Source organism: Paenibacillus sp. JT22N1, from assembly GCF_059692155.1.
This window is the reverse complement of sequence record NZ_JCAUAW010000006.1, coordinates 321,839-338,985: the sequence shown is the minus strand read 5'-3', so window position 1 is coordinate 338,985 and position 17,147 is coordinate 321,839. Positions and strand designations below refer to the sequence as shown.

The window sequence follows — 17,147 nt, the reverse complement described above, 5'->3', positions numbered from 1 at the left end:
AAGGGTGATAGCTTTGCGTATTCAAATTCAACTAGCCGTGTCAGGCGAAATGGTTAAGCAGGATGTACTTGAAATAGCGGAATATAAACTTGGTGAAATGACAGACGAAGAAATCGAAAGTGCGATTGAAATAAAAATCCGCACATGGGTAGATCGCATGGTGCAAGTTGAATGGGAAGTTCTTGAATAACGAAGCATGGAACTTTGATTGAATAGAGCTCCGAAGAGGATGAATCCCCTTCGGAGCTCTTTGTGTGCAATTTTATGTATGTTTAGTGAATGATGTTGCCCACTCCTGTCTTTTGCAAGGCGTGCTCCCAGCTAGGGTAGTAATACAGGGCGTTTTTCATAAGGTCAGGATGCAGCTTCTTCACATTTTTTTTGGCTAGCGACTCCCCGGTGTTGTGAAGCTGTACAATGTGGCCTAACACTTCGTCTGCGCTCATGTTTAGCTCCATGGATGTTTCATCTCCTTTCAATAAGAATATAACCCAATACTTGCCATTGGATGGGTAAAATATACATAGAATATAGTGGCAAAGGGCAAAATAAGTAGGCCAAGAGACGAAAGGAAAGTCGGTGTCTATCATGAATTGGCCCTCGTTGTCATTGTTTTCTTCGAAGCCGCTGCCGCTCTGCAAAGGGAAGATTAGCGTAGGGGCGATTACGAAAGTATTGCTGCGTGATTTGCCGCCAGGCCGAATCGTTGTTCTTCAGCACCGTGACCTAGATGAAGTCATTGCACAGGAGCTCATCGATCGTAAAGTCAAAGCGATCATTAATTGCCACCAAACGATGAGTGGCACATATCCGACCCAAGGACCCCTGTTGTTGCTGCAGCAGCATATACCGATTTGGGAAGTGGAGTCGTCGGCGTTCGAAGTCTTTGAATCGAATAAGGAAATTGCGATTTATGAGGATAGAATTATCGTCGAAAATCAGCATATCTCCTGTACCGCATTTACACGTGAGAATTGGATTAGCTTGCAGCAGCTTGCGAATGATCAATCGACAAGGCTATTAGAGCAATTTATTGATAATACGTTAACCTATGCAATTCGGGAGAAGCGAGCTCTTATGGAGCCACTGCCCTCATTACCCCTAAGGGTGAATTGTGAGGGTAAGCATGTGTTGGTTGTTTCCAGAAGGAAAGGATATAAGAAGGATTTACTAGCCGCAAAAGCATTTATCTCAAAGGTCAAGCCGATTCTGATTGGGGTGGATGGGGGAGCCGACGCACTGCTGGAGTGCGGTTATCAGCCGCATCTTATTGTAGGCGATATGGATAGTGTGACGGATCAAGCACTTTCATGCGGCGCGGAGCTAATTGTCCATGCTTACCCGAATGGAACGGCACCGGGAATGGCTCGATTGACTGCATTAGGGTTATTCGCGCACGTACTGCCTTGCTTCGGAACCAGTGAGGATGCGGCGCTCTTACTTGCCTTTGAGCAGCGAGGGGAGTGGCTAGTTACGGTTGGTGCACATACCCACATGATTGATTTTCTGGAAAAAGGAAGGGAAGGCATGGGAAGTACGCTTCTTGTTCGGATGAAGGTAGGGGCGCGTTTGGTTGATATCAAAAGTATAGGCGCCCTGTATAAGCAGCCATATCTATGGACGAAAGAGGCAGGTACCACTGTTTTTCTTTCACTTTTCTTTATTGCTTTAGGGCTTTTTCAGCTTCACTGGATTTTAAAACGAGTTACTCACGTTGTTTGGAAGCTTGGAGGTGAAGGATGAAGCCATATCTATCCATCATTATTCCAGCTTGGAATGAAGCAAGCACGATTCCGAGTACACTTCAACATCTGTTGAATCAGGCCGACTTCATTAGGGGGGCGGGCATGAGATTCGAAATTATTGTGGTCGACGATGGCAGCATCGATAATACCTACGAGGCTGCTTGGCCTTGGGTGGACAAGCTGGTCAAGCATGATCGCCGCCGCGGCAAAGGAGCGGCGATGCAATCAGGTGTCGCCAAGGCACGCGGCGACCTGCTGCTCTTCCTTGACGCCGACCTGCAGCATACAGCCGGAGAGGCGCTCATCCTCATCGAGCCGCTGCTGCGGCGCGAAGCGGATATGGCGATAGCGAAGCTGCCGCCGTCCACCGCCAAAGCAGGCTTCGGCTTGGTCAAGGGCTTGGCTCGCCGCGGTATTCACAGGCTCAGCGGCTATAAGACCGAAGCTCCCTTGTCGGGACAGCGCGCGGTGCGTGCTGATCGGCTGCGGGAGCTTGGAGGGTTCGCGCACGGCTTCGGCGTGGAAGTCGCGCTAACGATCGATGCGGTGCGGCATGGCCTGCGCATCGTTGAGCTGGACGTGCCCATCACGCACCGTGAAACGGGGCGGGATTGGCACGGGTGCGTGCACCGCGGCAAGCAGTTCGCCGAGGTCGGTTTGACGCTGCTGACTCGCTGGAAGGGGAGGAAGCGGGTATGGTTCTCATCGGATCGATCTTCGATCTGATTGTGCTTGGAGCGGCAGGGTGGTGGATGCTGCCGCATGTAAGGCGCTTTCTGGAGGCCCACGGGCAGGTGGGGCCGAACTATCTTGGCCATACCATCCCTCGCGGGATGGGGGTCGTTCTTTGGTTGCTCTTATGGCTTCAGGAGCTGGTTCTTCAAGGTGCTGTAAGGTTAGAATCTTCAGGCTTGATGGGCGAAAACGCATTGCTGAAAGAGCTTAGTTCCCTTGAAGTGAATAATCGAGTATTCACTTTTACCGCTACATTCATTTTTTTATTAGGTTGGACAGATGATTTAATAGGTAGTAAAGCCGTAAAAGGTCTTAAGGGACACTTCCAATATTGGATGGAGTCAAAGACTTTATCGATGGGAGCCGTTAAGGCGTTAGGCACATTAACAATTGCCGCATGGCTTGTTGTAGCGGTCGGAAACGATCAAACCCCTATCTGGCAGATGGGGGTAGAGCTTATACTGCTGATACTAATGACGAATACCTTGAACTTGCTTGACGTTCGTCCAGGTCGTTCATTAAAAGCATTTTTGGGTAGTTCTTGTGTGGTATTGTTTGTGGGCTTGTATTTTTTGGACTTGGAAATGAGTGTGCTTTTTCCAATGATCCCGGTATGCATGGGTGGATTGATCCTTTATAGCCTTGATATTCGAGGCTTCGGGATGCTTGGTGATGCCGGATCGAATCTACTTGGTTTTACATTAGGTTATGGAATCATCATGATCTTGCCTTGGGAAGCACAATGTGTGATTGTTGCTGTAATCGGCTTCCTTCATAAACAAGCGGAGGTGAGTTCCATTACGCAAATGATAGAACAGAACCGATTCCTTCATTGGTTAGATCGTTTAGGCCGGACTTGAAAGTTCGGTCTATTTGCGGCGATTTGGTTTAAATCTTGGTGCTACATAATTTCGTTTACGATCACGGAAAAACGTCCATCCCCCAATAAAAGCAACACCTAGAAGAAACAAAATAAGCCCAAGGATAAATTTTCCCCACAGGATATGACCGTCCGTATCGAATTGAGCGAAAAAGGCGTCCTTCATGGCAAGGAATCCATAGGTCGCTGTCAAACCGGGAATAACGAGAAGAAGAATAGCAATAAATCGATAAAATGGTGCTCTCATAGCTGCTCCTTACTTTGCATGATACATGTTTTTCTATCATCATACTCTGAATCTGTTAGTGTGTCTAATTCACAAATAAGACTATGATTTGGTAACCAAAAAAGGGTAATATAATAGAGAGAAGTGTACACATATGAGGTAGTAATCGTTTAATAGGGAGGAAATACATAATGAGTGAACATAGATATGATGTCGTAGTTCTTGGTGGTGGTATTGGAGGTTATACCGCGGCTATACGGGCTGCACAATTAGGGAAAACGGTGGCTGTCGTGGAAAGGGACAAGCTTGGAGGCACTTGTTTACATCAAGGTTGTATTCCAAGTAAATCTCTCCTTCGGAGTGCTGAAGTATACGCAACAATGAAGAAAAGTGAGGAATATGGCATTTCTGCGGAATCCATTGAAGTGAAGTTTGACAGTGTGCTGAACCGTAAGCAACGTATTGTTGATCAACTGCATCAAGGACTGCAATTCCTGATGAAGAAAAATAAAATCACGGTCCATTACGGCAATGGCCGCATAATTGGACCTTCTATCTTTTCACCACGCAGCGGTGCTGTTTCTGTAGAGAAGGAAGACGGGGATATCGAAACGCTTCTATCGAGTAATTTGATCATTGCTACAGGCTCCAGACCGCGTAGTTTACCAGGATTAGAGATCGATGGTACCCATATTTTAACGAGTGAAGACGCTTTGCGTATGGAGAACCTTCCAAAGTCAATCATTATTGTCGGTGGCGGTGTGATCGGTGTAGAATGGGCTTCGATGCTGAGCGATTTCGGCGTGGCGGTTACCATAGTTGAGCTGGATAAACGATTAGTGAGCTTAGAAGATGCGGATATCTCCAAAGAGCTGGAGCGCTTGTTTAAGAAACGCGGCATTAACCTGGTTACTGGTGCAAAAGTACTTCCTGATTCCGTGAAGGTGACGGAAGGCAGTGTTACTTTACAAGCGGACAAGCAAGGAGAGATTGTTGAATTAACGGCAGATAAGGTACTTGTATCTGTTGGGCGCGTAGCCAATATTGAGGGAATCGGGCTTGAAAATACAGATATTAAAATAGATAAAGGTACAATTCGTGTGAATCGGTTCATGCAAACGACAGAATCACATATCTATGCGGTTGGCGACGTTATTGGAGGACTCATGCTGGCTCATATGGCCGGTCATGAAGGGATTTTGGCAGCTGAACACCTGGCCGGTCAAACTCCGCATGAGCTGCAAGCGCATCTCGTTTCAAGATGTACGTATACAAGACCGGAGATAGCTAGTGTTGGTTGGACCGAACAACAGGCTGTCGACCAAGGACACAAAGTGAAAATTGGCAAATTCAGTTTCAAAGGGATTGGAAAAGCACTTGTATATGGAGATACAGATGGGTTCGTAAAGGTAATCGCAGATAGCGAAACGAATGACATTCTGGGTGTGCACATGATTGGACCGCATGTGACTAACAGCATATCCGAAGCAGCACTTGCCCAGGTACTGAATGCGACGCCTTGGGAAGTGGGCCAAACCATCCATCCACATCCTACTTTGTCGGAAGCATTAGGAGAAGCGATGTTGGCTGTCGATGGGATTGCAATTAGCGGATAAAAATTGTAATCATAAACATTTGCGTTTATAATAAGCATATAGAGTCAAGTACTAGGACCAGGTAATAAATTTATGTGGTACCTAAAATTTCTAAAGGAGGCAACCTCCATGTCTATTGGTCAACTATATAAACATAGAAGTTTAGGTTTGTCTGACGACGAAGCCGTTCGTATGTATACAGTCATGAGTCTTGCTGCTAAATATGATGAGCGAGCTTTCATGCTTCAACGCGCAGGTAAAATACCTTTTCACGTATCTGGAATGGGACAATATGCCGGTCAGGTAGGGATGGCATTTGCGATGAAAGCGCAAAAAGATTATTTCTTACCCTATTATCGTGACTATGCGTTTGTACTATCTGTAGGCATGACTGTGAAGGATTTAATGCTTGCGGTTTTTTGTAAAGCAGAAGACGTCAACAGCGGTGGAAGACAAATGGCTGGTCACTTTGGCGATAAGAAAAATCATATAGTCACAGGGTCGTCCCCTGTTACGACCCAGGTGCCGCATGCTGCTGGTATCGCGCTTGCTGCCAAAATGAAAAAGCAAGACTTCGTCACATTTGTTTCCTTCGGTGAAGGATCAAGTAATCAAGGGGATTTCCACGAAGGCTGTAATTTCGCGGGTGTTCATAAACTTCCTGTTATTTTCGTTTGTGAAAATAATCAATACGCGATTTCCGTTCCTCTTCATAAACAAGTGGCAGGGAAAATCGCTGATCGTGCGCTGGGGTATGGGTTCCCAGGTATTCAAGTAGATGGCAGTGATGTATTAGAAATGTATCGGGTGACAAAGGAAGCAAGAGAAAGAGCAGCTCGTGGCGAAGGTCCAACGCTCATCGAAATGATTTCCTATCGACTCATGCCTCATTCAACGTCGGATGATGACATGCTGTACCGGACGAAAGAAGAAGTTGAACAGAACCGTCAAAAAGACGGCATCCTTAAGTTCAAAGAATATTTAATGGAATGCGGACTATGGAGTGAAAATCAAGATAGTGACCTTCAGGAACGGCAAAAGCAAGAGATTAATGAAGCTACAAAGTATGCAGATCTCGCGCCTTATCCAAAACCGGAAGATACGCTCCTTCATGTTTACGCGGAAGGAGATGACCAATAAATTATGGCTGTAATTACATATTTGGAAGCAATCCGCTCTGCCATGCAGGAGGAAATGCAGCAGGATGATAACGTCTTCGTACTAGGTGAAGATGTTGGTAAAGGTGGTGTCTTGAACACGACCAAAGGGCTGCGTGATTTGTTTGGTGAAGAGCGTGTTCTAGACACGCCGCTAGCAGAGTCTGCTATCGTAGGTGTGGCAATTGGTGCGGCGATGTATGGGATGAAACCGATCGCCGAAATTCAGTTTGCTGATTTCATCTTTCCAGCAACGAATCAAATTCTTAGTGAAGCGGCTAAGATTCGTTATCGTTCTAATAATGACTGGACATGCCCGATTGTCATTCGTGCTCCATACGGAGCGACCGGAGCAGGTGCCTTATACCATTCCCAATGTCCGGAATCTGTTTTCTTTGGCACGCCGGGTGTTAAGATCGTAGCGCCTTCGAATCCATATGATGCTAAGGGTCTGCTGAAGGCAGCAATCCGAGATGCAGATCCTGTGTTATTCTTCGAGCACAAGAAATGCTATCTGGCGTTATCTGCGGACGTGCCAGATGACGATTATATCGTGCCGATCGGCAAGGCTGACATCAAGCGCCAGGGTACGGACATTACGGTCATTGCCTACGGTATGGTTGTAAATTATGCATTACAAGCAGCTGAAGAGCTTGCGAAGGAAGGCATTTCCGCACACGTACTTGACCTGCGCTCCCTACAGCCACTTGACAAAGAGGCTATTTTGGAGGCCGCAAGGAAAACAGGCAAAGTGCTCATTGCCCATGAAGACAACAAAACAGGCGGCGTTGGAGCAGAAGTGTCGGCGATTATCGCCGAAGAAATGTTGTTCGAGTTAGATGCGCCTATTGCAAGACTTTGTGGTCCAGACGTTCCGGCAGTGGGCAGCAATCCACCCATGGAGAAATTTTTCCTGCTCAATGCAGATAAGCTGAAGGATGCTATGCACCAGCTTGCTATGTTCTAATTTACAGATCTCATTTCCTGAACTTAGGAGGTACACCCATGAACCAAACGAACAGCCGACTAACCGAGGTTACGGTTCCGCATCTAGCGGAGAGCCTCGTTTCGGCTACAATAGGCAAATGGCTCAAGAAGCCTGGCGATTATATCGAACAATACGATGTGCTTTGTGAGCTTTTCACTGAGAAAGTGAATACGGAAATGCCTTCACCAATTGAAGGTACACTTGTAAAAATTATTGTCGGCGATGGCGAGACAGCTGCTGTTGGCGAAGCCATTTGTTTGATTGAAGAGCCGGGTGCAGCTTTAGCTAACGGAGCATCAAACGTAGGAGTTGCAACTGCTAGTCATGCTGGAGCCGCGCTGGTGGAAGACTCAGACCAAAGCATGCGTGGTCGTTATTCTCCAGCTGTGCACAGGCTTGCGCAAGACAATCGTGTAGATTTGTCACGTGTTGCAGGGACGGGGCTTGGCGGAAGGATTACGCGTAAGGATGTTGAGCAATTCATCGCCTCCGGTGGAGCGAATGCAGCTCCTGCCGCAGTGCAAACGAATCAACCGGCAGCTGCTGTTGTTCCTCAAACCGCTCCACCCGTTGATTCGCAGCAGGCTCACCAGCCTGTTCGCAGCTCTGGCATCCATTTATCCGCCAATCCGCAAACGCCGCTGATTGAAGCGGAAGGACATTCATTGGACGCTCGCAATGAGCATTTCATCGATGTCACGCCAATGCGCAATGCCATTGCTTCAAAAATGCGCCAGAGTGTAACAGAAATTCCGCATGCTTGGACAATGATTGAGGTCGATGTAACGAATCTTGTTGTTCTGCGGAATAAAGTGAAAGACGAGTTTATGCGCCGAGAAGGCATAAACTTAACGTACTTAGCATTTATGCTGAAAGCGGTCGTCAATGCCATTAAGGATTACCCGATCATCAACTCCGTCTGGGCCGTAGATAAAATTATCGTGAAACGCGATATTAACATTTCGTTGTCCGTAGGAACGGAAGATTCGGTCTTGACGCCAGTCATCAAAAAAGCGGATCAAAAAAATATCGCAGGATTAGCCAGAGAAATTGATGAATTGACGAAGAAAACACGCGCGGGGAAATTATCGCTGAATGATATGGTTGGCGGGACATTTACTGTGAATAATACAGGCTCCTTCGGTTCGATTCTGTCTTATCCGATCATCAACTACCCGCAAGCAGCTATTGTGACCTTCGAATCGATTGTGAAGAAGCCTGTCGTTATTCAAGATATGATTGCGGTTCGTTCGATGGTTAACCTTTGTTTGTCACTGGATCACCGTATTCTTGATGGTGTCATCTGTGGCAGGTTCTTACAGAGAGTGAAAGAAAATTTAGAAAGCTATAACGCGGATACAAAGATTTATTAAACTATGAATCAAAAAATAATCCCGCAGTAAACAATATGCTTGATAACACCATCGTGATCAGCATAAGGTAAATCACGATTTTAAACCAACGCTTATTCTGTAACAATGAAGATTCACTCCTTTTTCGTAAAAAAGCTTGTACAGTTTTATTGTAACTCATAGTGTGTATCGGAGGAAAGTACATGATTCAGCAAAATCGATTGGTGGAAGAGTTCATCTCCCTTGTGCAAGTAGACAGCGAGACGCGATTTGAGCAGGAGATTTGTGTCGTTCTTAAAGAAAAGTTTAGCCGTTTAGGGTTGCATGTCGTGGAAGATAATTCGATGGCGAAAAGCGGCCATGGATCAGGAAATTTGATCTGTACACTTGAAGCAACTGACAGCAATGCAGCTATTCCGACCATTTTCTTTACTTCTCATATGGATACGGTAGCTCCTGGGAAAGGTATCAAGCCGCAAATTGGCGAAGATGGCTATATCCGCAGCGACGGAACGACGATCCTTGGCAGCGATGACAAAGCCGGTATCGCGGCGATGATAGAAGGCATACAGGTTTTAAAAGAGCAAAACATCCCACATGGCCGCGTTCAATTGGTTATTACGGCAGGGGAAGAGAGCGGCTTGAAAGGCGCCCGCGCCATGGATCGCAGTGTTATGGAAGCTGAGTTTGGCTTCGCACTTGATTCGAACGGCAGCATTGGCGATATCGCAACAGCAGCGCCTGGACGCGCAGAAATTGAAATTATTTTCCACGGAAAGTCAGCTCATGCCGGCGTTAATCCTGAAGATGGCATCAGTGCCATCCAAGTAGCGAGTAAAGCGGTTTCGCGTATGTCGCTCGGTCGAATTGACAGCGAAACTACTGCGAATATTGGCAGTTTCTCAGGCGTAGGTCCTTTGAACGTGGTATGCGATAAAGTGAAAATGGAGGCGGAAGCACGCAGTATCGTTCAGCACAAGCTGGAAGCGCAAATCGCCTCGATGAAAGAAGCTTGCGAATCAGCAGCAGCTGATGCTGGCACCACTTGTGAGTTTAATGCGGATATTGTATATGCCTCCTATATGCATGATGACTCTGCTCCAATTGTACAATTGACCGCTAGAGCACTCTCAACAATGGGATTGACGGCTCGAACATTCCACTCCGGTGGCGGCAGTGATGCGAATATCTTTAACGGAATGGGCATACCAACGGTTAATCTCGCTGTTGGTTATCATGAAATCCATACAACAAAAGAACATATTGCCATTAGTGATTTAGTCAAAACGGCTGAATTACTCGTTGCTCTCGTGAAGGAAGCTGCGAAAGTTTAATTCACCATTTTCTAGAGAACCGATTAGTCTGCCAATGTCATGGCATGGCTGGTCGGTTTTTTTATTCACTCACCCGATATAGTGGGGTAAAACTAAATCAATCCACATATGCTTCGAGTAAGACACGTCCAGGAAGGGGAAACTGGCTTGATGATACGGGATGAGGGTACGGTTGCGGATATTATTTCGGTCAGAGAGGGACTTCAGATAGTTACTGTATGGATGCGGAGCGGTGCGCTTGAGCGCGCTGTACACTACACCGATATTATGCCTTTGTTAAGTCCTGGGGACGTGGTTAATTTAAATGTAACAGCCATGAAGTTGAGGTTAGGTTCAGGGGGATTTCATATCGTAATATCAATTCTTGACCGAAAATCGGATCACCATTCAGCATCTAAACCTTCAAATGGACACATCATGAAGCTCAAATATACCCCGATGCAGCGAAGTGTGTTCGCTATTGAAGAGCCTGCCAGCTCGTTTCATTCTGTGTTTCAAGGTGACATGAATCTAGAGGGGATGCCCGTCTTACTGGGAGAATTGCACAGTATGCTGCCTGTCGTGATGTGCTGGATTAGATATCGACATCAACAAAGAAAATCATCTGATCGTGCTTTGGAGGTAGCCTATATCATGACAGATGGGGGTGCTCTTCCACTCTCATGGAGTGAGCATGTGGCCATACTTGAGGGGATGGAATGGCTTAAAACCACGATTACTTATGGTCAAGCCTATGGAGGTAAGGTGGAGGCGGTAAACAAATTTAGCGCATTAGTTGCCGCAAAGCATGTAGCCAAAGCAGATATTAGCATTGTAACCATGGGGCCAGGCATCGTGGGAACGAATACCCGATACGGTTTTTCAGGTCTTGAGGTTGGTGAACTCGTAAATGCTGTATACGCTCTTGGTGGGATTCCAGTGGTCATTCCAAGAATTTCTTTTGCTGATTCGAGGATTCGGCATCAGGGCATTAGTCATCATACGCTTACTGCGCTGCAGCTGGCAGCGAGATGTCCGGCTGTAGTGCCTCTTCCACTTTTGGATCCGATAGAAAATGCTGTTGTACAGAAACAAGCGCAGAATCTGCAGCTGCACCGAATTGTAGCCATGCCGAGTCCATCGATTGCAGAAATCACTGAAGCTTTTTCCATGTATCCACAGCCCATTACCTCGATGGGAAGGGGATTATCGCAGGACCCGGCTTATTTCCAAGCGATTTGTGCGGCTGCGGATTGTGCAAGCCAGTTACATAATCCATTAATGTAATTGTATTTCCACCTTGCTGCAGCATGAGCTGCAATTGACGTTTGATTTCCCAGGCTTTCCCTACAAGTCGAATTTGACGGTCGGTTACATAGCTCTTCATATCCATTTTCCTCTTTTCAGGTAAAATTTTGATATAATGAACGATATGCGTGAATGGGACAAGTTAGACCAACTTTAACAAGGATGAGGTGTTCGTATGATATTACACAAAAAATTCGAAGAAATAACCATTAAGACCGAACCTATTTTCAAAGGTAAAATCATTTCGCTGCAGGTGGATCATGTTCGACTACCTAATGGGGAAACCGCAACACGTGAAATCGTAAAGCACCCTGGCGCTGTGGCTGTTATTCCTTTGCTAGGGGATAAAATGATCGTTGTGGAACAATATCGAAAACCGCTTGAGAAAAGTCAGGTCGAGATCCCGGCTGGCAAACTGGATGCCGGTGAAGAGCCGCTTAAGGCAGCTTTACGCGAATTAGAGGAAGAAACGGGCTTTCGGACGGAAAATATCAAGCTGATCAGTTCCTTCTATACCTCGCCAGGTTTTGCGGATGAAATCATTCATCTCTATATCGCAGAAGATTTAGTGAAGGGTGATGCGAATCCAGATGAGGATGAATTCCTGGAATGTGAAGCGATTACTTTGGAACAGGCTCAGCAGTACATACGTGAAGGGCGAATTAGCGATGCTAAGACGATTATGGCTGTCTACGCCTGGCAGTTGTATCTTTTAACGGGTCAAATCTAAATGAATGCTTATTATGTTGATCTCCATATTCACATAGGTCGAACAGAGAAGGGACAAGCGGTGAAGATCAGTGCTGCGAATGACCTGACTTTCTTCAATATTGCACAGGAAGCTACCGTCAGAAAAGGAATGGAGATCATCGGTATTATCGATTGTCACTCGCCTTCTGTACAGGATGACATCATGACGTACTTGGATCGGGGTGAGATGGTGGAGTTGGAGGGCGGCGGCATCCGGTATCAGGACACGACGATTATGCTGGGCAGTGAGATAGAGGTGCGCGATCCAGGCATGGGCCCGGCCCATTTGCTTGCCTATATGCCTAATCTTACGGCGATGCAGGGGTTCACTCAATGGATGAAGGGTCACATGAAAAATGTGGAGCTAAGCTCTCAGCGCATTTATGTACCTGCTCGTGTACTTCAAGATGAGGTGCTTGGTAGGGGTGGTATCCTTATACCCGCGCATATTTTCACTCCGCACAAAAGTGTGTACGGAAGTGCGTCTTCTAAGATGGAGCACCTTCTTGATCTTAAGGGCATCTCTGGTGTTGAGCTTGGTCTAAGTGCTGATTCCGATATGGCCGGTTTAATTTCAGAGCTTGATCCGTTCACATTCGTCACGAACTCAGATGCACACTCTCTTGGTAAAATCGGACGTGAGTATAACGAGATGAGGCTGGCTGCCCCTACGTATGAGGAGCTCGTTAAAGCGCTGCATCGTCAAGAGGAACGCGGTATAATAGCCAACTACGGCCTTAATCCTCGTCTAGGTAAATACCACCGAACCTATTGCAGCTTATGCGAATCCGTTTTGGATGAAAGTGAAACGACTGCCGAGCGCTGTGCCGACTGTGGCAGCAATAAAATCGTCAGAGGAGTCATGGATCGAATTCTGAACATAGCGGACCGTGAAATGGCTTACCTCCCGCCTTATCGACCTCCGTATCATTTTCAAGTTCCACTAGAATTTATCCCAGGTCTAGGGCCTAAAAAACTTGATCAACTGCTTCGCCGTTTCGGAACGGAAATGAATGTACTGCATCGCACAACACCAGATGAGCTTGCAAGTGAAATTGGTGAGGAAATTGCATCTTATATTATAAAAGCGCGAGAAGGCACCTTACAGCTTGAGGTTGGCGGCGGGGGTAGGTACGGCAAAGTTAAAAATCGTTCATAGTTTCCAGCTCTCGCTCATAAGCTTGTCTTTGTAGAGGTTGACACAAGGAAGGAGCTGCGAGATGAATAGGAACCTAACGATGAAACAATATATGAAGGACAATTTGCCGCTATTTATATTCGTCTCCGTACTTTTCATCATAGGGGTCGTGTTCGGCGCCGTGATGGTGAATGCACTTTCTTTGGAACAAAAACAAGAAATGACTCGTCATTTGGGTAGTTTCTTTCATGAAATTAATGAAGGCGCTGAGTTTGACAGCAGGCAATCGTTCGTTCAAGCTTTTGGCATGCATATGAAGTGGATTTTGTTGATATGGCTTTTTGGTTTGTCTGTTGTCGGGCTGCCATTGATTCTCGTTTTGGATTTTCTAAAAGGTGTGCTAATTGGGTTTACGGTTGGATATCTAGTCGGCCAAATGTCATGGAAGGGCATGTTATTTGCACTTGTTTCCGTTGCGCCTCAGAATCTGATTGTTATTCCGGCTATCCTATTCTGCAGCGTAGCGGCTATGGCGTTCTCAATCTATATGATCAAAAATCGCTTTATGAGTCGGAATGGAAACATGTACCAACCCTTTATGCGTTATACAACACTTACTCTCCTGATGGGGGTTTTCCTTCTTGGAGCAGCGCTTTGGGAAGGATATATGTCGCAATTGATGATGAGATGGGTAACTCCTATGCTTGTTGGTCTATATGGATAACAGATCCACTTATGTTTCTGTTTGACTTTGTCAGTCAGCACCCCCTATAATAAAAAGAGTGGCTAAAACTGGGCTTGGATGCCCACCTTTCTGAGGGGGAGGCATATGGAAGCAAGGATCGAGAAGATTAAGCAGCAATTGCAATCCCAAGGGTACAAACTAACCCCTCAACGGGAAGCGACAGTACGCGTACTTTTAGAGAATGAACAAGATCATTTAAGTGCTGAAGATGTGTTTATGCTTGTGAAGGACAAGGCCCCAGAGATCGGACTGGCGACAGTTTACCGAACTTTAGAGCTGCTGAGTGAGCTGCATATCTTGGAGAAAATGAATTTTGGCGACGGTGTCGCTCGTTATGATTTACGTGACGACAGTACACGTCATCATCACCATCACTTAATCTGCGTGCAATGCGGATCCGTGGATGAAATTATGGAAGATTGGCTCGGACCTTTGGAAGAACGGTTAGAGCAAGATTTTCATTTTCAAGTGCTAGATCATCGACTTGATTTTCAAGGTATTTGCTATCGCTGTAACGATCGAGGAAAACCGGACTCATTGGACAAATCTAAAATAACAGTTTCTGAATAGAAGCTGTTTATACAATGAAAATGCCTGTAAGCACACCTTGTGCATACAGGCATTTTTGTGTTCTTTTCATATACTAGGTAATAAGAAAGTCGGATATTTACTCACATAATTAGCTCAGAAGCATGGCACATTATGTTTAGTGATAAAAAGGAAGAAGGTAGCAACTATGACTCAGCAACCAATTGTAGTCGGGGTTCCTAAAGAAATCAAAAACAATGAAAACAGAGTGGCTTTAACGCCTGGGGGAGCGGGTATGCTCTTGGTGGCAGGACATCAAGTGCTTGTTGAGTCTGGAGCTGGAGTTGGCAGCGGCTTCGGGGATGAGGACTATGCTCGAGAAGGCGCCGTTATTGTCGCGGATGCAGCTAAGGTATGGGCGCTCAGTGATATGATCATGAAAGTCAAGGAACCATTACCTGCGGAATATGGTTATTTCCGGGAGGGGCAGATGCTGTTCACTTATTTGCATTTGGCTGCAGCAGGAGATTTGGCTGAACATTTGCTTAGTAAGAAAGTGACAGGGATTGCCTACGAAACGATTCAGCTTCCAAATGGCTCACTTCCGCTTTTGACACCGATGAGTGAAGTCGCGGGCCGGATGTCGGTACAAATAGGCGCCCACTTTTTGGAAAAGTTCTATGGGGGACGCGGCATTTTATTGGGTGGCGTACCCGGTGTGCCGCCAGCCGATGTAATCATTTTGGGCGGAGGCATCGTTGGAACGAATGCGGCCAAAATGGCGCTAGGTCTTGGAGCTAATGTTGTCATTATTGAACGGAGTGCAGATCGGATGAGAGCTCTGGATGATATATTCGGGGGAAGACTGCGAACATTGATGTCTAATCCTCATAATATTGCGAGTGCTGTGCAGAAGGCGGATTTATTAATTGGCGCTGTTCTTATCCCTGGAGCGAGAGCTCCAAGATTAGTAACGGAAGCTATGGTTCAAAGCATGAAGCCAGGTGCTGTGATTGTGGATGTTGCCGTGGACCAAGGTGGATCGATTGAAACGATTGACCGTGTGACAACGCACAGCAATCCCACCTACGAGAAACATGGTGTACTTCATTATGCAGTTGCCAATATGCCTGGTGCCGTTCCGAGAACTTCAACATTGGGGTTAACCAATGTGACGATACCTTATGCAATGGAGCTTGCCAATAAAGGTTTTACAGAGGCCATAGCTGCTAATTACGCACTACAATTAGGCGTGAATACGTACAAGGGGAGCGTAACGCATCCAGCAGTGGCTGAAGCTCTAGGCATGCCATATGTGAAGTTGTCCGATCTGTCATAATCAGAGACCAAGCCTCATATCCTGATCATAAAAAGGGGATAGAAATGAGGACTGGCTATGATATTTTCATATAGAAAACTAGTTGTTCGCTTGCGCTTTATTTTACTTTTTATGACTTTGACTGTGATTCTATATCAAGTTATGCTTGTACTAACGGGTTGGATTGAACCTGTGAACAAGTACAGAACACCATCGGGAAAGTCCGTTAAGGTGTTTGGCCAACACGAGCATGCTGCGGTTTCGGATACAGGTAAAATGAGTGACCGTTTACGTTTATTTTATTGGTATGGGGAATAAAGAAAGCGTAAAAAAGAGGATTTCTCACTGGAATCGTTGAATGCTATTCGGTATGAAGATATGGCATGATAACGAAGGAGTATATCGGCATGATGACGAATGACCTGCAATCCTTCATCCGATTTTTGTCAGTTGAACGGGGACTATCGCGGAATACGCTGGAATCCTATGAAAGAGACTTACAGCAATTTGTTGAATATCTACAGCATCAAGGCATCACAGCTTGGAGAGATTCAGGCAAAGCTCACATTACAGGATACTTATCACAGTTGAAAATGCTCGGACGAGCATCAGCAACCTTGTCTCGCAATATGGTTTCCATTCGAGCACTTTATCAATATTTAGTGAAAGAACGCGTAATGGATTCAGATCCAAGTATTTATGTGGATGCCCCCAAGTTGGAAAAAAAGCTTCCTAAAGTGCTGTCGATTGGAGAGGTAGAGAAGCTCCTCGAAGCACCGCAGCCTGAGCTTGTAAGCGGCGCGCGTGATAAGGCTATGCTGGAATTGCTCTATGCGACAGGGATTCGAGTATCAGAGCTCATATCTCTGAATGTAACGGATATCAATTTGCAGATGGGCTTTATCCGTTGTATGGGGAAAGCGGATAAAGAACGTAATATTCCTATAAGTTCAATCGCCATTCGGTGTTTAACGACTTATATACATAATTATCGGATGAAGTTGTTAAAAAAAACGGCGGATGAAGCAGCCTTATTTATCGGTCATTTGGGAACCAGGATGACAAGGCAAGGGTTTTGGAAGATTTTGAAAAAATATGCAAATGAGATGAATATCGCAAATGAGATAACACCTCATGCCTTAAGGCATTCCTTTGCTGCCCATTTAATTGAAAATGGTGCAGATTTAAGATCTGTTCAAGAAATGCTCGGACATTCCGATATTTCCTCGACACAAATGTATGTTCAAGTCACCAAGCTCAAAATGAAAGACGTTTACAACCTTGCACACCCAAGAGCGAGATTATAACCTCACAGCGGCATTTCCCCTAGGGGGAAGCTGCTGTTTTGCATTCATAGGGTGGAAGTGAG

The 17,147-nt window shown here is 45.9% G+C and carries 21 protein-coding genes; 17 read left to right on the top strand and 4 right to left on the bottom strand.

The genetic code is table 11. The annotated features are described in order from the left end of the window. The first annotated feature begins 4 nt into the window (after positions 1–4). Positions 5–190, top strand: coding sequence for a hypothetical protein (locus AC58UU_RS14685; RefSeq protein ID WP_497316717.1), 186 nt, complete (start codon positions 5–7; stop codon positions 188–190). Between the two features lie 82 nt (positions 191–272). On the opposite strand, the gene AC58UU_RS14680 is transcribed toward AC58UU_RS14685, so the two are convergent. Then, complete coding sequence (locus AC58UU_RS14680) at positions 273–458, bottom strand: hypothetical protein (RefSeq protein ID WP_171643455.1); 186 nt, start codon at positions 456–458, stop codon at positions 273–275. Between the two features lie 130 nt (positions 459–588). On the opposite strand from AC58UU_RS14680, the gene steA reads away from it, so the two are divergent. Genes steA through AC58UU_RS14665 form a run of 3 tightly spaced genes read left to right on the top strand, consistent with a single transcriptional unit; the run spans position 589 to position 3,340 of the window. Further along, positions 589–1,743, top strand: coding sequence for a putative cytokinetic ring protein SteA (gene steA / locus AC58UU_RS14675; RefSeq protein ID WP_497316715.1), 1,155 nt, complete (start codon positions 589–591; stop codon positions 1,741–1,743). After that, positions 1,740–2,471 (top strand): glycosyltransferase family 2 protein, encoded by a 732-nt coding sequence (locus AC58UU_RS14670; RefSeq protein ID WP_497316713.1) that lies wholly within the window; start codon positions 1,740–1,742, stop codon positions 2,469–2,471. The genes steA and AC58UU_RS14670 overlap by 4 nt, the downstream gene beginning before the upstream one ends. Then, positions 2,441–3,340, top strand: coding sequence for a hypothetical protein (locus AC58UU_RS14665; RefSeq protein ID WP_497316711.1), 900 nt, complete (start codon positions 2,441–2,443; stop codon positions 3,338–3,340). The genes AC58UU_RS14670 and AC58UU_RS14665 overlap by 31 nt, the downstream gene beginning before the upstream one ends. A 9-nt stretch (positions 3,341–3,349) precedes the next feature. Here the strand turns inward: AC58UU_RS14665 and AC58UU_RS14660 are convergent, their stop codons facing one another. Next, a complete protein-coding gene (locus tag AC58UU_RS14660) occupies positions 3,350–3,607 on the bottom strand; it encodes a DUF2627 domain-containing protein (RefSeq protein WP_029192929.1) in 258 nt (85 codons plus the stop codon). Positions 3,608–3,777: 170 nt separating this feature from the next. On the opposite strand from AC58UU_RS14660, the gene lpdA reads away from it, so the two are divergent. The 4 genes from lpdA to AC58UU_RS14640 all read left to right on the top strand — a co-directional run bounded on the left by lpdA (position 3,778) and on the right by AC58UU_RS14640 (position 8,699). Then, positions 3,778–5,202, top strand: coding sequence for a dihydrolipoyl dehydrogenase (lpdA, locus tag AC58UU_RS14655; RefSeq protein ID WP_497316708.1), 1,425 nt, complete (start codon positions 3,778–3,780; stop codon positions 5,200–5,202). Positions 5,203–5,310: 108 nt separating this feature from the next. Then, the gene (locus AC58UU_RS14650; protein ID WP_497316706.1) at positions 5,311–6,321 is read left to right on the top strand and encodes a thiamine pyrophosphate-dependent dehydrogenase E1 component subunit alpha; all 1,011 of its coding nucleotides are present in this window, start codon (positions 5,311–5,313) and stop codon (positions 6,319–6,321) included. Between the two features lie 3 nt (positions 6,322–6,324). Then, positions 6,325–7,305: an alpha-ketoacid dehydrogenase subunit beta gene (locus AC58UU_RS14645; protein ID WP_057306382.1), complete on the top strand. Its 981-nt coding sequence runs from the start codon at positions 6,325–6,327 to the stop codon at positions 7,303–7,305. A gap of 38 nt (positions 7,306–7,343) precedes the next feature. Continuing rightward, positions 7,344–8,699, top strand: coding sequence for a dihydrolipoamide acetyltransferase family protein (locus tag AC58UU_RS14640; RefSeq protein ID WP_497316704.1), 1,356 nt, complete (start codon positions 7,344–7,346; stop codon positions 8,697–8,699). Between the two features lies 1 nt (position 8,700). Here the strand turns inward: AC58UU_RS14640 and prli42 are convergent, their stop codons facing one another. After that, positions 8,701–8,859 carry a stressosome-associated protein Prli42 gene (prli42, locus tag AC58UU_RS14635; RefSeq protein WP_497316702.1) on the bottom strand — a complete coding sequence of 53 codons (159 nt, stop codon included), beginning with the start codon at positions 8,857–8,859 and terminating at the stop codon, positions 8,701–8,703. A gap of 22 nt (positions 8,860–8,881) precedes the next feature. Here prli42 and AC58UU_RS14630 point away from each other — a divergent pair, with 22 nt between their 5' ends. Both AC58UU_RS14630 and AC58UU_RS14625 read left to right on the top strand, forming a co-directional pair. Continuing rightward, positions 8,882–10,012 (top strand): M20/M25/M40 family metallo-hydrolase, encoded by a 1,131-nt coding sequence (locus tag AC58UU_RS14630; protein WP_497316700.1) that lies wholly within the window; start codon positions 8,882–8,884, stop codon positions 10,010–10,012. 150 nt (positions 10,013–10,162) lie between these two features. Further along, positions 10,163–11,278 carry a DUF3866 family protein gene (locus tag AC58UU_RS14625; RefSeq protein ID WP_497316841.1) on the top strand — a complete coding sequence of 372 codons (1,116 nt, stop codon included), beginning with the start codon at positions 10,163–10,165 and terminating at the stop codon, positions 11,276–11,278. Here AC58UU_RS14625 and mciZ read toward each other — a convergent pair. Next, positions 11,178–11,384, bottom strand: coding sequence for a Z-ring formation inhibitor MciZ (gene mciZ, locus AC58UU_RS14620; protein WP_442952730.1), 207 nt, complete (start codon positions 11,382–11,384; stop codon positions 11,178–11,180). The genes AC58UU_RS14625 and mciZ overlap by 101 nt on opposite strands. Positions 11,385–11,474: 90 nt before the next feature. Between mciZ and AC58UU_RS14615 the strand changes: the two genes are divergently transcribed. From AC58UU_RS14615 to xerD, 7 genes are all read left to right on the top strand, one after another. Beyond that, complete coding sequence (locus AC58UU_RS14615; protein WP_497316697.1) at positions 11,475–12,029, top strand: NUDIX hydrolase; 555 nt, start codon at positions 11,475–11,477, stop codon at positions 12,027–12,029. Then, positions 12,030–13,208: an endonuclease Q family protein gene (locus AC58UU_RS14610; RefSeq protein ID WP_497316695.1), complete on the top strand. Its 1,179-nt coding sequence runs from the start codon at positions 12,030–12,032 to the stop codon at positions 13,206–13,208. It begins immediately after the preceding gene. A gap of 61 nt (positions 13,209–13,269) precedes the next feature. Then, complete coding sequence (spoIIM, locus tag AC58UU_RS14605; RefSeq protein WP_497316693.1) at positions 13,270–13,911, top strand: stage II sporulation protein M; 642 nt, start codon at positions 13,270–13,272, stop codon at positions 13,909–13,911. A 105-nt stretch (positions 13,912–14,016) separates the two neighbouring features. Beyond that, a complete protein-coding gene (gene fur, locus AC58UU_RS14600; RefSeq protein WP_497316691.1) occupies positions 14,017–14,502 on the top strand; it encodes a ferric iron uptake transcriptional regulator in 486 nt (161 codons plus the stop codon). A gap of 181 nt (positions 14,503–14,683) precedes the next feature. Further along, positions 14,684–15,799 carry an alanine dehydrogenase gene (gene ald / locus AC58UU_RS14595; RefSeq protein ID WP_497316839.1) on the top strand — a complete coding sequence of 372 codons (1,116 nt, stop codon included), beginning with the start codon at positions 14,684–14,686 and terminating at the stop codon, positions 15,797–15,799. A 57-nt stretch (positions 15,800–15,856) separates the two neighbouring features. Further along, positions 15,857–16,096 (top strand): DUF4227 family protein, encoded by a 240-nt coding sequence (locus AC58UU_RS14590; protein WP_497316689.1) that lies wholly within the window; start codon positions 15,857–15,859, stop codon positions 16,094–16,096. 92 nt (positions 16,097–16,188) lie between these two features. After that, on the top strand, positions 16,189–17,085 hold the full coding sequence (xerD, locus tag AC58UU_RS14585) for a site-specific tyrosine recombinase XerD (protein WP_497316837.1): 897 nt from the start codon (positions 16,189–16,191) through the stop codon (positions 17,083–17,085). Positions 17,086–17,147 lie beyond the last annotated feature (62 nt).

Excerpts from the sequence above, each read along its gene's own strand:
- AC58UU_RS14615 (WP_497316697.1), top strand. The coding sequence starts at position 11,475 with ATGATATTACACAAAAAATTCGAAGAAATAACCATTAAGACCGAACCT.
- AC58UU_RS14680 (WP_171643455.1), bottom strand. The coding sequence starts at position 458 with ATGGAGCTAAACATGAGCGCAGACGAAGTGTTAGGCCACATTGTACAG.
- AC58UU_RS14665 (WP_497316711.1), top strand. The coding sequence starts at position 2,441 with ATGGTTCTCATCGGATCGATCTTCGATCTGATTGTGCTTGGAGCGGCA.
- AC58UU_RS14640 (WP_497316704.1), top strand. The coding sequence starts at position 7,344 with ATGAACCAAACGAACAGCCGACTAACCGAGGTTACGGTTCCGCATCTA.
- fur (WP_497316691.1), top strand. The coding sequence starts at position 14,017 with ATGGAAGCAAGGATCGAGAAGATTAAGCAGCAATTGCAATCCCAAGGG.
- AC58UU_RS14625 (WP_497316841.1), top strand. The coding sequence starts at position 10,163 with ATGATACGGGATGAGGGTACGGTTGCGGATATTATTTCGGTCAGAGAG.
- AC58UU_RS14645 (WP_057306382.1), top strand. The coding sequence starts at position 6,325 with ATGGCTGTAATTACATATTTGGAAGCAATCCGCTCTGCCATGCAGGAG.
- steA (WP_497316715.1), top strand. The coding sequence starts at position 589 with ATGAATTGGCCCTCGTTGTCATTGTTTTCTTCGAAGCCGCTGCCGCTC.
- spoIIM (WP_497316693.1), top strand. The coding sequence starts at position 13,270 with ATGAATAGGAACCTAACGATGAAACAATATATGAAGGACAATTTGCCG.
- mciZ (WP_442952730.1), bottom strand. The coding sequence starts at position 11,384 with ATGGATATGAAGAGCTATGTAACCGACCGTCAAATTCGACTTGTAGGG.
- AC58UU_RS14650 (WP_497316706.1), top strand. The coding sequence starts at position 5,311 with ATGTCTATTGGTCAACTATATAAACATAGAAGTTTAGGTTTGTCTGAC.
- prli42 (WP_497316702.1), bottom strand. The coding sequence starts at position 8,859 with ATGAGTTACAATAAAACTGTACAAGCTTTTTTACGAAAAAGGAGTGAA.
- lpdA (WP_497316708.1), top strand. The coding sequence starts at position 3,778 with ATGAGTGAACATAGATATGATGTCGTAGTTCTTGGTGGTGGTATTGGA.
- xerD (WP_497316837.1), top strand. The coding sequence starts at position 16,189 with ATGACGAATGACCTGCAATCCTTCATCCGATTTTTGTCAGTTGAACGG.
- AC58UU_RS14660 (WP_029192929.1), bottom strand. The coding sequence starts at position 3,607 with ATGAGAGCACCATTTTATCGATTTATTGCTATTCTTCTTCTCGTTATT.
- AC58UU_RS14590 (WP_497316689.1), top strand. The coding sequence starts at position 15,857 with ATGATATTTTCATATAGAAAACTAGTTGTTCGCTTGCGCTTTATTTTA.
- AC58UU_RS14610 (WP_497316695.1), top strand. The coding sequence starts at position 12,030 with ATGAATGCTTATTATGTTGATCTCCATATTCACATAGGTCGAACAGAG.
- AC58UU_RS14630 (WP_497316700.1), top strand. The coding sequence starts at position 8,882 with ATGATTCAGCAAAATCGATTGGTGGAAGAGTTCATCTCCCTTGTGCAA.
- AC58UU_RS14670 (WP_497316713.1), top strand. The coding sequence starts at position 1,740 with ATGAAGCCATATCTATCCATCATTATTCCAGCTTGGAATGAAGCAAGC.